Source organism: Paraburkholderia sp. BR10937 (assembly GCF_040965695.1).
Lineage (GTDB): Bacteria > Pseudomonadota > Gammaproteobacteria > Burkholderiales > Burkholderiaceae > Paraburkholderia.
The window spans coordinates 26,796-40,141 of sequence record NZ_JBFRCL010000006.1; the positions used below are offsets into that span (position 1 = coordinate 26,796).

Consider the following 13,346-nt stretch of genomic DNA (forward strand, 5'->3'; position numbering starts at 1 on the left):
CGCCGTTCACACTCCTTGATGAGAACCTGCGGGCTCGTCAGCCTTCTTGCCCAGCTCGAAGCGGCTGTCCGGCTGCATGCGGAACGCGAGAATCACGCCGCATCCCATCAGTATCATGCTGCCCACGAACGGCAGATCCCAGTTGCCGAAGCGGTCGATCAGAAAGCCGCCCACCACGGGCGAGATGATCGCAGCCAGCGCCGAGCCCGTGTTCATCATGCCGCTCGCCGTGCCCGAGAACTCCGGGGCGATATCCATGGGAATCGCCCACATCGGCCCGATCGTCATTTCGGCGAAGAAGAAGCCCGCCGCGAGGCACGCCATGGAAATGACGGGATCGTGCACGAACATCAGCGGCACGAGCACGATCAGCGTGATCAGCATGCACACGGAGACCATCCAGCTGCGTGCGCGCTTGAGGTTGCCGGTGCGCTGAAAGAGCCAGTCGGTCACGAGGCCGCCGAGCGTATCGCCCACCACGCCCGCGAGAAACACCACCGAGGCGAAGATCGCCGACTTGCCCAGTTGCAGGTGATAGTTGTGCAGGAAGTATTGCGGAATCCAGCTAAGGAACAACCACAGCGTCCAGCCGTAGCAGAAGTAGACGATCGTCACCGGAATCATGCGCCTGAAGAGCGCCATCCACGGCAGACCGGTCACGCGCGGCTTGGGCGGCGGCAGGATCGCGAGTTCGGCCTCGGTAATGCGCGGGTGATCCTTCGGATGTTCGGTGAACGTGAACGCCCACACCACCACCCACAGCAGGCTGAGCGCGCCGCAAACATAGAACGATTCGCGCCAGCCGTAACGCGCCATCACCAACACCACGACTGCGGGCGCCACCGCATTGCCGATGCGCGACGCGGAGTGCGTGATGCCCTGCGCGAAACCGCGCCGCTCTTTCGCGACCCAGCGCGACATGGCCGAGGTCGAGGCGGGAAACGTCGCGCCCTCGCCGAAGCCGAGCAAAAGGCGCGCGGCGAGCAGCGTGGCGAGGCCGCCCGCCATGCCCGTGAGAACCGTGGCCACACCCCACAGCGCGCCGCAGAAAAGCAGCGTGCGGCGCGCGCCGAAGCGGTCGCTCACCCAGCCGCCGATGATCTGAAACAGCAAATACGGATACGCAAACGCCGAGAAGACCAGCCCCACCTCGGTGTGCGAGAGCTGGAACTCCTTGCCGAAGCCCGCCGCGGCCGTGCTCACGTTCACACGGTCGAGGTAGGTGATGAAGTACATGATGCAGAGCATGATCAGCACGATGCTGCTCGCGCTCGTCAATCGAAACCGTTTCATCGTCAGTCTCCGTTGCTGATTCTATCGGCCGCGTCGCCCTTCTCGAAGTGGCGTCCGGCATGGGAACGACCTTGCATCACCCGGAATCGGCCTGGCATGCCGCGCCCCGTGCGCGGGATGGGCAAACGCGCCTCGTCAGGCGGCTTTCAGCGACACCACGTTGGGTTGCGCCGCGAGATATTCCATTGCGGCGGGCAAGCCGCTGTCCTTCAAGGGCACGCCCGCAATGCGCAGGCCCATCTCGCAGCCGGCCAGGGCCGCCAGCAGCGTGAGATCGTTGCAGTCGCCCAGATGCCCGATACGGAACATGCGCCCCTTGACCTTGCCAAGGCCTGTGCCGAGCGAAAGATCGAAGCGCTCGTAGATGATCTTGCGCACCGCATCCGCATCGACACCTTCGGGCATCATCACGCCCGTGAGCACGGGACTGTAGACGGCGGGATCGACGCACTGGATCTCGAGGCCCCACGCGCGCACGGCGCGCCGGCACGCCTCGCCCAGCCGCTGATGCCGCGCGAACACGTTGTCGAGCCCTTCGTCCTGCAGCATGTCGAGCGCTTCGGACAGGCCGTAGAGCAGGTTCGTGTTGGGCGTGTACGGCCAGTACCCGCTCTTGTTCATCTCGATGATCTCGGCCCAGCCCCAGAAGCTGCGCGGCAGCTTCGCATGCTCGCTCGCGGCCAGCGCCTTCGCCGAAACGGCGTTGAAGCTGATGCCCGGCGGCAGCATGAGACCCTTCTGCGAGCCGGAGACGGTCACGTCCACGCCCCATTCGTCATGCCGATAGTCGGCGCTGGCGAGACCGGAAATCGTGTCCACGAGCAGCAGCGCCGGGTGGCCCGCGGCGTCGATCGCGCGGCGCACCGCGGCGATGTCCGAGGTCACGCCGGTCGAGGTCTCGTTGTGCACCACGCACACCGCCTTGATGCCGTGCTGCGCGTCCTCGCGCAGACGCTTTTCGATCATGTCGGCCTGCACGCCGCGCCGCCAGCCCTCGATGCCAGGCAAGCCGAGAAATTCGGGCTTCAAGCCGAGTCGCTCGGCCATCTGCTTCCATAACGTCGCGAAATGGCCCGTTTCATACATCAGCACCGTGTCGCCGGGGCTCAGCGTGTTGGCAAGCGCGGCTTCCCACGCGCCGGTGCCGGAAGCCGGATAGATCACCACCGGCTGCTGCGTCTTGAAGATCTTCTTGATGCCATCGAGCACCTTGAGCCCGAGCACGCCGAACTCGGGGCCGCGATGGTCGATGGTCGGATAGCTCATCGCGCGCAGGATGCGATCGGGCACCGGGCTCGGCCCCGGAATCTGCAGGAAGTGGCGACCAGCGGGATGGAAATCGAGCTTCAACATGCAATCGCTCCTGTTTTGAATTTTGCATTCAAAAAACTATAATCCAGCCAGCTCACGTGTAGACAGAGAATTCTGACGTGGTTTACCCCAATCACGCGTTACTTCTTTGGGGTCCTGTCCTTGGGCTAGAATTCGCTGGAAATCGATGGAAATGCCTTTTGCATGCAAAACCCGAACCTGAACCCCTCTGCGATCAGCCCGGAACTGCCGCCCATTCCGCGCCAGCAACTCCATGACACCGTCGTCGATCATCTGCGGCGGTTCATCGTGGAAGGCGTGCTCGAGGCCGGCCGCAAGCTCAACGAACGCGAGCTGTGCGAAACGCTGGGCATTTCGCGCACGCCGCTGCGCGAGGCGCTGAAGGTGCTCGCGTCCGAAGGGCTGATCGAGATTTCGCCGAATCGCGGCGCCTCGGTCTCGAAGATGTCGGAGGCGGAGCTGCGCGAGACCTTCGAACTCATGAGCGGGCTCGAAGCGTTTTCAGGCGAGCTGGCTTGCGAGCGGATCACCGCGGCCGAGATCGCCGAGATCAAGGCGCTGCACTACGCCATGCTCGCCTGCCGCGCGCAGAACGATCTGGCCGGCTACTACAGCCGCAATCAGGCGATTCACGACAAGATCAACGAAGCGGCGCGCAATTCGGCGTTGCGGCAAACGTATATCGCGGTGAATCGCCGTTTGCAGGCGCTGCGATTTCGCTCGAACTTCGAAACCCCCAAGTGGGATCGCGCGATCCACGAGCACGGCGAGATGCTGGAGGCGCTCGACGCGCGCGACGGCAAACGGCTCGCCGCGATACTGCGGCAGCATTTGCTCGCCAAACGCGATGCGGTGTTGCGGATCGGGGACACGCCGCCGGTGCAGGAATAGGCTGGCGGCTGGCATCCCGATGCGTTGCGCGCGCAACGTCTTTCGACTACTTCGCTGCCGACTCCAGAAAACTCTGCGCCAGCTGCTTCCTCAGGTGATCGGCGGCGGGCGAGAGCCTGCGGCCCACGCGCGTGACCATCTGGCTCGAAAAGCCCGCCGCAATCGGATGATCGATCGGCACGGCCACCAGCTCGCCCAGATCGATGCCGCGGCGTGCCGTGATCGACGACATGAACGCCACGCCAAGCCCGGCGGCTGCGAGCGTCTGCGCCGTGTTGAACAGGTCCACGCGATACGCCGGCATCACGTTCAGACGCGCGTCGTCGAACAGCGACTGCACGAAGTGCTGCACACCGAACGACTCGGTCATGAAGATCAGGCGCTCGCTGGCGAGTTCGGCGGGCGCCACCTTCTGCAGCTTCGCAAAGCGGTGCGAGGGCGCGACGAGCGCACAGAGCGGCCGCGACGCGAAGGGATGTATGCGCATGGCAGGGTCATCGGAGGTGCGCGTGCACAGGCCGATGTCGACGACGTCGTCGCGCACGAGCGACAACACGACCGGCGTCGGCCCGGAGCGGATCTCCACGAGAATGTCGGGGTACGTCATCGAAAAGCGCTGCAGCGCCCGCGCGATCAGATTGCCGATGAAGCCCTCGCCCACACCCAGCGCCACGCGGCCGCGCCGCAGGTGCCGATACTCCTCCAGGCGCGCGGCCAGATCGCGCTGGCGCCGTTGCCCGTCGCGATAGTGGTCCACGAGCACCTGACCGATCTCGGTCACGGCCACGCTGCGCCCGCGCCGCTCGATCAGCGGAAAGCGCAGCCGCCGCTCCAGCGCCGCCACCTGCCGGCTGATGACCGACGCGTTGATGCCCAGCGCCTCCGCGGCCATGCGCACGCCTCCTGCCGCCGCAATTTCGGCCAGATAGCGCAGCGGCCGCTCGCCGATATCGTCGATCGCGTCTCGCACCGCATCTTCCCAATCTGCCTTTCCCCGCATTCCATTGCTCCTTCCGCGCGCGCTGTCCTTGATCTCGCGATTCAAGAATGTTGTCCAGCAGTCTCAATAAACCATTTCTGTGTTACCGCACATAAATTTTTATTTCCGCAAAGGTGTCAAGCCAACCATAGGCACCATGCCCGCCGCGGTGACAGCAGCGGTGGTCTTTATCGTGCTTCACCTCGCCTTCACGAACCGCGGAATAAGGGGCGCGTGCGGAACGTTTTCCCGTTGTCCTCAGCACCTCAGCGGCATCGAACGCCTTTCGCCATCAGCGCGCTCGCCGCCGGAACTGCGCTCGCAGGGCTTGCAGGCGTAGCTACGTCGCCTGTTGCGCCGCCGTCGGCGCAGATGACAATCGCCGGGCAGGCCGACCTCGCTTACGTGGTCTACGCGCCTGAGCGGCGTCATCCGGTCGAGGTGACGGCCGCGCGTGAGGGGGCGATCGTCGACTGGCTCTCGCAGCGCCTGAATCGTCCGCTCTCCGTGCCGTCGCTGCGGGAGTACGGCTATGCACTGCCGGGCGGGCGGCGGCTGCCGGGCGCAGCCGGGCCAGCCGCGCAATTCATGTACGAGGACGGGGCTGGCGCGCGGCTTGCGCTTTACGTGAGCCCGGCCTCGCAACGCGAAACGGCGATCCACGTTCTGCGCGAAGGCGATCGCCGCACGTTCAGCTGGGCAAACGACCACATGGGCTGCGCGCTTTCCGGGCGGATGGCGGAGGGTCAATTGCGCAAGATCGCTGTCGACGTCTGCAGCGAGCCTGGCGGGCATCCCGAACCGTGGAGGTAGAAGCGTGCCCTATCGCAGCCCCATCCGTCGACGAGGCGCGGCCATGCATCGTCTCAAAGCGCGCGTTGGCGCGATCGTGATGTTCGGCGTCTGCGCTGCCTGCGCAGTCGCCGGGGTCCGTGCCGACTCGATCGACACGTCCGCGCCGCTGGCACAGTATCGACTCGATCCAGGCCGCTCGGGTGTCACGTTCGATGTCGCGAACATCTGGCACTCGAACCTCACGATGCGCTTCAGCCGCATAGGTGCCCAGCTTGAAGGATTCCAGGGCTTTGCCGTGGGCCGCGTCATGGTGACGATCGACGCGACAAGCCTCGAATCGAATACCCCGTTTGTCGCCAGATTCGTCGAAGGCGGCGACATGCTGGACGTGGCGCATTTTCCGGCCATTCGCTTCGTGAGCACCCGCTTTGTCCGAACCGGTACATTGACCGGCCTCTTGACGGGCGATCTGACGATCCGCGCGACGACGTGTCCGGTCACGCTCGCCGTGGCGTTCGACGAAGACCCGCGCGATCCGCCGGGCGCCCGCCGAACGCTGGTTTTTTTCGCCGACGGCCGCTTCAGCCGGGCGGCGTTCGGAATGTCGAAGTGGTCGCGCGCTGTCGGGGACGAGGTGCACTTGAGGATCCACGCCGAATTTGTGCAGGAACGCGCGGATCCTTGAACCGTCTCGCTGCCGTTTCACCCGCGGAGTCCCGTCATGACCCAGGCCTTGTCGGGCATCGCGACCGCGGCGACGTGTACGGCAAAGAGCGCGATGTGACGACGGGCTGCTGGAATAGGCCTCCCGCCACGCACGTTTACTGCACGTATCGCGCTGCAGAAAACGTTCATGCCATCTCACAGGCAGGGGCCATTGCGTGCGCAACGAATGGCATGCGCCAGGCGCCCGACGCGAGGCAGACGTGATATGCCGATGCAAAGGAGGCCGCCATGTCTGCCACTTACGGAATCACCATCCTCGCCAGCGTGATCGCACTCGGGATGACATCGCATGCCAGCTGGGCGGAGCAAACCGTCAACGCGACACTGTTATCGAATTCGATCCAGCTCGGGACGCACAACGTGAAGGCGGGTCGCATCACGCTCGAAGTCAGGAATGCTGCGGACAACAACATGGAACACGAACTCGTCGTGCTCAAGACGGATCTCGCGGACGACGCACTCCCCGTCAGCAAGGGACTGGTGCTGGAACGCAAGCTGAAAAAGATCGGCGAAGTCGAAGACATCGCACCGGGCAAGAGCAAGCGCGTGTCGTTCAAGCTCGCGCCCGGCCACTACGCGCTAATCTGCAACAAGCCGGGACACTATGCAGCGGGCATGCATACGGCACTTGTCGTGGCGCCGTAGATCACCCTGTGAGTCAGAAAAAGCTCGAAAGGCGGCAAAAGAGCCATGCGCTGACGGCGGCAATATATCCGCGTTGGCGCGGCGCCTCGACCAAACGGGCATCATTGTTGCGCACGAGGAATAAGGCGTCGGTGCACCGCGTTTATAGCTATGCAGGCGCCTGCGTTTGCGATGAGCCGCGTGACGCGTCCGCACCGCATGCGACGTTCGGCGTCGTCGGCCATTGCGCGGCTAATGCCTCGCTGGATGCCCCTCAGCGCGATTTCCAGCGAGCTTCCCCAGGAGGAAATCATCATGAAGCGGCTTCGGATGGTTCTTGCATGTCTCGTTTGCCTCGGATTGGCCGCGGTTTCTGGATCCGTAGCCGCGAGCGGCGATATGAATCAAGGCGGCAATGGCGCGTCAAGCACTTCGACCAATTCCTCAGGCGGCGGTTACTGAGCGCGGCAGGCGGTAATGCGCAGCACGTCGCCGGGCTCTCCGCGTGATCCGCAACGTAACCCTGTGGCACTGCTCCCGGCAACGACCCACCTTTGAATGCTGATCCCTCGTGTTAGATGGCGTTGCATGGCCAGGCGTCCGGCTGAGGGTAGCCGAAAGGAGATAGCAGATGAGTGCATTCCAGTCGCGGCGGGCCATTCCCATACTTGCCGGCATCACATGCGCCGGAGCCGTCGGCGTGGCGCTTGCCGCGCCCGTGTCATTCTCCGTACCGCTCAATGGATCGGAGCAGGTGCCTTCCGTACAAACCAGGGGCACAGGAGACGCCAGGCTCACTTACGACCCCGACACGCGTCAGGTCACCTGGAACGTAACGTACAACGACCTCTCGAGTCCGGTAACGATGGCGCACTTCCACGTCGGACCAGCGGGTAAGAATGGCAAAGCGGTCGTCTGGCTGACGAAAGTGGGTAGCACCAGCACCCCCATTGAGGGCCCTCTCAAGGGCGAGAGTACGCTGACGCCAGATCAGGCAAAGGAATTCTTCGCGGGCGATCTCTACATCAATGTCCACACGAAAGACCACCCGGACGGCGAGATCCGCGGTCAGGTCGTGCCGCCGAAGCAGTAACCGCTGTGGGATGGCGAAACGCGCGCCAGCGGCGCGAGGGAAGAGAGGACGCCACGCGCCGGACCAGGATGGGGTCCGCACCCCGGTACGGCGCGTCGATCGTGATTGCCGGAGAACTCCCGGGAAATCCGCACGCTTTCTCTTACATTGGTGGGACGACCCCGTTCTTTTCGACCACCAGGCGCTGCGCGGCATACGTACCCTGTGACGCTGGTTTCGCAACCACGAAGACTTGCTTGCCTGGCGCCAGATCGGAGCGCGCAGCCGGCATGAAGGTGACGATCGGGACATTCGGAGGCACCGTAATCTCATTGCTGCCGCCCTTGTACGACAGCTTCAGATTGCGACCTTCCGTGCCCTGCACGACAGTATCAACATTCGCATTGGTCATCGTGCTGTTCGGACCGAGGTCCCACGCGTAGTGACCTTCCCCTGTGCCGCGTGCGGCTTCGGGAAAGACGACGACTTCGGTCGCCGTCAGCTTGCCATCAGTGCCCGTCGTCGCGGCTGTGCCGACGAACGTACCCGGCTTGATGTCGGACAGTTGCATCGCTTTGACGGACGACACTGGAACATTTGTCTCGAGGGCGATTGAGACCGTGTCGCCACTGCGTCGATGGACCTTGAGCACATCGCCGTCGAGAGAAACGATATTGCCACGAATACGTACCGGCCTGGTGTCAGCAGTCTGCGCCAGCACGCTGCCGGCTATCGTCATTGCGGCAATGGCCGCTCCAGCTTTCAGTCGAATGGTCATGAATGCTCCATGTAGCGGATATGCGTTGAGGAAGGAATCAATTGCACTTCAGGAACCGCCGAACCAGTTATAGCCCTGGTTCTCCCAATAACCACCGGGATACTCGTTCGTCAGCATGATTGCGACGATATGCTTCGGATTCTTGTAGCCGAGTTTGGTCGGCATGCGCAGCTTCATCGGAAAGCCGTATTTGGGCGGCAGCACATCGCCGTCGTAGGTCAGCGTAAGCAACGTTTGCGCGTGCAGAGCTGTCGGCATATCAATACTGGTCCAATAGTTGTCGGCGCAATGGAGCGCGACGTACTTCGCTGTCGTGTCGGCGCCCGCGCGGCGGAGAAAATCGGAGAAACGCACCCCACCCCAATGGCCAATGGCGCTCCAACCCTCGATGCAGATATGGCGCGTGATCTGGCTTTCCTGTGGTAGCGCTCGAAGTTCGTCGAGCGTCCATGTGCGCGTGCCGTTCGCGAGTCCCCCCACCTGCAGCCGATAAGTCGCGGCGTCGACTTCCGGCACGTCGTCGATGTCGTAGAACGCGTTGAAGGGAAAAGGCCGCGTGATCATCGACGCCGGATACGTCGGTGCCATCTTGTTTGGATCGAACAGCAGCGCCTGCACGCGGTCGTTGAAGAACGACATCTTGCGCAGCGCGGTATTCACCGACTTGTCGTTCGAGAGATCGCAGCCCGAGAGCATGGCAATGCCGCCGAGCGTGAGTATCTGTCTGCCGAGCAGTCTGCGCGCGGGACTCTTCAATTCACTGCGCACGTCCTTGATGATCGAATCCGCGTTCGAGACGAGAAACGCATTGGCTTGTTTTTTGCGTGGGCGCATCATCGTTTACCGTCCGCGTATCATCAGGAGCAGTGAGCGCGGCACGAACGCGACCATGACGACGTGCACGACGAAAAACGCGACGAGAATGCTCATCGAGAAAAAATGGACGACACGCGCGTTGTCGTATCCACCCATCAGCGTTCGCAACAGAGGCAACTGAACCGCTTTCCAGACCGCCAACCCCGAAAGGATCACGATCGCGATGTCCACGATCGTCACCACATACGCCAGCTTTTGAACAGCGTTGTAGCGAGCAAGATCCTCGTGCCCCAGCTTGCCGCGCATCGCGGCGGCAAGCTCCCGGGCTACGGCACTGAAACGAATCGGGAGAAGTTTCCTCCACAGACGCTTTGAAAGGACGTTCAGGGACAGGTATGCAAGATAGTTCGCGACCAGCAGCCACATGATCGCGAAGTGCCACTGCAAGGCGCCACCCAGCCAGCCGCCCAAGGTCATGCTTGCGGGAAATTTCAGTCGCGCGAAGATGGGCGAGGCGTCGTATATCTGCCAGCCGCTTGTCACCATCAGCACGACCGCCACGGCATTGATCCAGTGTGTCGTGCGGACCCAGAGAGGCTGAATTATCGTTCGGCTCATTTGCAGGCTTCGTGGAAGTTGTTCGTTGACGACCGGACCCGACTCGATCGTTCCGTGGTCGCACCGTGCTGTTGGGTAAACCACGCACGTGCATCCCTATTCCACTGCTGCCGGGAAATTTCTCCTTACGGAAATCCAACGAAGCGAGTCGGCGCTCAAAGGCGCCTTCGACGACGACCCGCGTGATCCGCCGGGCGCCTGCCAAAGCTCGACGCGTCCGGCGACTCCGTGAGTGAAGGCAGCGAATCGGTCAAGCGGGACGTAGCGCGCGATCCAGGTCGTCGAGCAAGCGCTCGACCGCCTCGCGATTGGGCTTGTAGTACACCCAGTTTTTGATTTTCTTCGAAGTCACGAGGTCTGCCGCTGCCAGCGCCTGCATATGCGTAGTGACAGTGGGTTGACTCAGGCCTGTTTTCTCCGTGATGAAACTGACACACACCCCGTCCTTCACGAGGTCCGCGTCCCGCTGCGGTGGAAAGTGCTTTTCCGGCTCGGTAAGCCAGATGAGGATCGTCAGCCGGTGGCGATTCGAGAGTGCATGCAGCGCGCCCTGCAGCGGGCTCTCATCGGGGTTGTCCATATTCGGCATTGCTCATATTTTCCTTGACGGGACCAATCTATATTGTACTCTATCTATATAGGCATTTATCGATATAGGTCGATTATGGCGACGGACGCAATGACTTCCACAAGCACTCAGTCAATCGTGCGCACGATCAGCGTTGCCGTCGTCTTCACGCTGTTCGTGGCGGTCGTGTTCGGTTTTGGGCTCTATCTTTTTGCGCTGGTCGTGCCAGTGATGCGGCAGAGTCTCGGGTTCGACTATACGGCGATTGGCATCGTAACTGGCGGGGCCCAGACTGCGTATCTCGTTGCGGCGCTGGTTTGTCCGCGTCTCGCAACACGCTTCGGCGAGGGACAGGTCATTGTGGTCGCCGTCGCTGCGGCAGCCTTGCTTTTGCTCCTGTTCGCGCAAGTCCAGAGCGTAATGTCGGTCGGACTCGTTCTCGCCGGACTGGGCGCGACGGCGGCTTTCATGATGGTCCCGAGCGTCGGCGCCATCTCCGGGACAGTCCCTTTCGGGTACCGGTCCCGCGTCAATGGTCTGGTTTCGAGCGGCACGGCCTATGGGCAGTTCGCGAATGGCGTTCTGGTGTCGCGGCTTTTACCAGAATACAGCTGGCACTCGATATGGATTGTGGCGGCGTCGGTCTCGCTCGTCATTGCGCTCGTGGGACTGCTTGCGCTGCGCCGCTTCTCTCCACAGGTTTTCAGCCGCAAGGCGCCAAAGCGCGCCGAAAGTCGCCACGCGTCGGGCGACCGGTGGCGCCTGGTGACTCGCCCCAACCTGACGGTCTGGATCCTGCTAGCGTTGAGCGGAATGGCTTGCGGGCCGTGGCAAAACTATCTGTCGAGCTTTCTGGCCGACGAACAGGGGCATTCGCTGGAAACGATCGGGCAGGTCTGGTCGACGATTGGCGTGGTCGGACTGTTCAGCGGATTTGCGGCGGGCATGGCGGCCGACAAGGCAGGGGTGCGGATTGCGCTCACATTCTCTTTCACTGCACTCGCCGGCTCCGGTCTCCTGATCGCTTTCCATTCCGACGCATGGCAATTGCGAGCGGCCGCCGTGTGTTTCGGTCTCTCGTTCTATGCGATTTACGGACTGATTCCCGCGTATATCAGCAAAACCATGGACCCTCGCTCGGCAACTACGGTGTTTGGTGTCGCCAACGTCTTTCTCGGTCTGGGAACGACATTGGGCAACGTGATGGGGGGCAACTTCGCAGGCTGGTTTGGGTCGCTCAAGGACGTTTTTGTCACCGCGTCGGCGCTTGCATGCGTGGCGCTGATACTCACGGCGACGCTCCGTGATGAACGGGCAGTGACCTCCTGATATACCGTTTGCACTGCCAACCTGCGCCGCTGCCCGACGGATGAGCGGACGCTGCTTCCCGGGAGTCAAATGCGCGCGGCAACCCTTGCGCAGTTCGACGCGGTATGGGTCAATGGAGGGAACGCATTCATACTTCGTCGGGCAATGAAGCAAAGCGGATTTGCTCGAACGAGCGCCACCCAATGCCATATAGCACTTTGAGGGATGGCGACGCTTTCGTAATGGAAAGCACGCGGAGCGAGATCGTAGGCGCTGAAATTGGAACGCTCTGGGCGCCAGGCTCGACAGGCCGGGACAAGGGTCTATTGCTAGACGCCTATGCCTGCCGCGCAATCGAACTGTTTTGCCAGCGGGGGTTGCAGATGGGATCTGATGAACGAGCGATTCGCGAGGTGCACGCGACCTGGATTGATGCAGTCAACGCCGGCGATCTTGTCCGCTTGCTCACCCTGATGGCGGACGATGCCGTGTTTCTCACTCCGGGCCAGGCACCGCTCGGCCGGGAAGGATTCCCCGTTGGCTTCTCGGCCGCGCACCAACAATCCCGAATCCGTTGCATCAGCGAGTTGGAAGAAGTCGTGATCGTCGGCGAAGTCGCCTACACCCTGTGCCGGGACTCGTTATCTGTGACACCGCGCGCCGGCGGAGAAGCAACGGAGCTGGCCGGTCACCGGATCACCCTATACCGCAAACAGCCCGACGGCCGCTGGCTTCTGGCCCGCGACGCCAACACGCTCGCCCCGGTGGCCAACTGAGGTCGTGAGCATCGTCCCAGTCGACCTGGTCATTCCATCTAGCGTACGTCGAAATGGTCGCTGAGCGCGTTTGGACCGCAACTCTCGGCGCGCGTAGAGTCAGATGTGATTCGAAGGCGAAACCGGCCGCCCGCGGCGACTGTTGCCTCCCATGCATTCCACGTATCCATAAGCGCCTCGATTCTCTTAGGTATCTTAAAGTTAATGGCGCACGCAATTTTCCTCGTAGCGACCTATCGATGCCATCCGGGACTCTTCGGAAAAGATGCGAAGCGTGGGTGATGGCGCCGCCTGCGCGGATCGCCGCCGCCACAAGCGCGGCTTCGGAAAGTTGCGCATGCGTCGCGCCGGCGTCGCGAGCAGCCTTGGTGTGCAGTTCAATGCAATAGGGGCACTGTGTCGTCAACGCGACCGCAACCGCGATGAGCTGCTTTTGCTGCGCGCTCAAAGCGCCCTCTTCAAAGGCCGCCTTGTCGAACGCCCAGAAGCTTTTCATGGCTTCGGGTGCGTTTTCATCGAGCTTCTTCAGACGTGTGAGATGCTTCATGTCGAACATGGCACCCTGGCCGAGCATGCGGCGATCGAAGCACGTATCCTTGCGCCGCTGCCGGGCGATGTCGACTTCACGGTGGGTGCGAGCTTGCCGATCTCCGGACAGACCGCATGGCAAGGGCTGTTCCAGCATGGCCGCCTTCGGGCGGGCCAGTGTCTTGCTGCGCCGCGACAATCGATCGTTGACTTAAAGTCAACATTTTCGATGCATTTCCGTC

At 62.3% G+C, this 13,346-nt stretch carries 15 protein-coding genes; 7 read left to right on the forward strand and 8 right to left on the reverse strand.

Annotation, left to right across the window (positions count from 1 at the left end; translation table 11 throughout):
* Positions 1-6 precede the first annotated feature (6 nt).
* Both AB4Y44_RS06865 and AB4Y44_RS06870 read right to left on the reverse strand, forming a co-directional pair.
* On the reverse strand, positions 7-1,293 hold the full coding sequence (locus tag AB4Y44_RS06865; protein ID WP_342924502.1) for an MFS transporter: 1,287 nt from the start codon (positions 1,291-1,293) through the stop codon (positions 7-9).
* Positions 1,294-1,428: 135 nt separating this feature from the next.
* The gene (locus AB4Y44_RS06870; RefSeq protein ID WP_342924503.1) at positions 1,429-2,646 is read right to left on the reverse strand and encodes an aminotransferase class V-fold PLP-dependent enzyme; all 1,218 of its coding nucleotides are present in this window, start codon (positions 2,644-2,646) and stop codon (positions 1,429-1,431) included.
* A 162-nt stretch (positions 2,647-2,808) separates the two neighbouring features.
* Here AB4Y44_RS06870 and AB4Y44_RS06875 point away from each other — a divergent pair, with 162 nt between their 5' ends.
* The gene (locus AB4Y44_RS06875) at positions 2,809-3,516 is read left to right on the forward strand and encodes a GntR family transcriptional regulator (RefSeq protein WP_342924504.1); all 708 of its coding nucleotides are present in this window, start codon (positions 2,809-2,811) and stop codon (positions 3,514-3,516) included.
* 46 nt (positions 3,517-3,562) lie between these two features.
* On the opposite strand, the gene AB4Y44_RS06880 is transcribed toward AB4Y44_RS06875, so the two are convergent.
* Positions 3,563-4,516 (reverse strand): LysR family transcriptional regulator, encoded by a 954-nt coding sequence (locus AB4Y44_RS06880; RefSeq protein ID WP_368699054.1) that lies wholly within the window; start codon positions 4,514-4,516, stop codon positions 3,563-3,565.
* 351 nt (positions 4,517-4,867) lie between these two features.
* Between AB4Y44_RS06880 and AB4Y44_RS06885 the strand changes: the two genes are divergently transcribed.
* The 4 genes from AB4Y44_RS06885 (at position 4,868) to AB4Y44_RS06900 (ending at position 7,733) form a co-directional block, all read left to right on the forward strand.
* Positions 4,868-5,308 (forward strand): anti-sigma factor, encoded by a 441-nt coding sequence (locus tag AB4Y44_RS06885; RefSeq protein WP_368699055.1) that lies wholly within the window; start codon positions 4,868-4,870, stop codon positions 5,306-5,308.
* A 79-nt stretch (positions 5,309-5,387) separates the two neighbouring features.
* Entirely contained in the window at positions 5,388-5,975 is a 588-nt protein-coding gene (locus AB4Y44_RS06890) for a YceI family protein (protein ID WP_368699154.1), read from the forward strand.
* A gap of 269 nt (positions 5,976-6,244) precedes the next feature.
* Positions 6,245-6,661 carry a plastocyanin/azurin family copper-binding protein gene (locus tag AB4Y44_RS06895; protein WP_368699056.1) on the forward strand — a complete coding sequence of 139 codons (417 nt, stop codon included), beginning with the start codon at positions 6,245-6,247 and terminating at the stop codon, positions 6,659-6,661.
* 610 nt (positions 6,662-7,271) lie between these two features.
* Positions 7,272-7,733, forward strand: coding sequence for a CHRD domain-containing protein (locus AB4Y44_RS06900; protein WP_368699057.1), 462 nt, complete (start codon positions 7,272-7,274; stop codon positions 7,731-7,733).
* A gap of 142 nt (positions 7,734-7,875) precedes the next feature.
* Here AB4Y44_RS06900 and AB4Y44_RS06905 read toward each other — a convergent pair whose 3' ends face one another.
* The 4 genes from AB4Y44_RS06905 to AB4Y44_RS06920 form a co-directional block, all read right to left on the reverse strand.
* Positions 7,876-8,490 (reverse strand): hypothetical protein, encoded by a 615-nt coding sequence (locus AB4Y44_RS06905; protein WP_342924508.1) that lies wholly within the window; start codon positions 8,488-8,490, stop codon positions 7,876-7,878.
* A 48-nt stretch (positions 8,491-8,538) separates the two neighbouring features.
* Positions 8,539-9,327: a molybdopterin-dependent oxidoreductase gene (locus tag AB4Y44_RS06910; RefSeq protein WP_368699058.1), complete on the reverse strand. Its 789-nt coding sequence runs from the start codon at positions 9,325-9,327 to the stop codon at positions 8,539-8,541.
* 3 nt (positions 9,328-9,330) lie between these two features.
* Positions 9,331-9,924, reverse strand: coding sequence for a cytochrome b/b6 domain-containing protein (locus tag AB4Y44_RS06915; RefSeq protein ID WP_368699155.1), 594 nt, complete (start codon positions 9,922-9,924; stop codon positions 9,331-9,333).
* Between the two features lie 250 nt (positions 9,925-10,174).
* Positions 10,175-10,513 carry an ArsR/SmtB family transcription factor gene (locus tag AB4Y44_RS06920; protein WP_368699059.1) on the reverse strand — a complete coding sequence of 113 codons (339 nt, stop codon included), beginning with the start codon at positions 10,511-10,513 and terminating at the stop codon, positions 10,175-10,177.
* A gap of 90 nt (positions 10,514-10,603) precedes the next feature.
* On the opposite strand from AB4Y44_RS06920, the gene AB4Y44_RS06925 reads away from it, so the two are divergent.
* On the forward strand, positions 10,604-11,821 hold the full coding sequence (locus AB4Y44_RS06925; RefSeq protein ID WP_368699060.1) for an MFS transporter: 1,218 nt from the start codon (positions 10,604-10,606) through the stop codon (positions 11,819-11,821).
* Positions 11,822-12,003: 182 nt separating this feature from the next.
* Positions 12,004-12,576: an SgcJ/EcaC family oxidoreductase gene (locus AB4Y44_RS06930; protein ID WP_368699061.1), complete on the forward strand. Its 573-nt coding sequence runs from the start codon at positions 12,004-12,006 to the stop codon at positions 12,574-12,576.
* Here AB4Y44_RS06930 and AB4Y44_RS06935 read toward each other — a convergent pair.
* A complete protein-coding gene (locus tag AB4Y44_RS06935) occupies positions 12,497-13,261 on the reverse strand; it encodes a carboxymuconolactone decarboxylase family protein (protein WP_368699062.1) in 765 nt (254 codons plus the stop codon). The genes AB4Y44_RS06930 and AB4Y44_RS06935 overlap by 80 nt on opposite strands.
* Positions 13,262-13,346 lie beyond the last annotated feature (85 nt).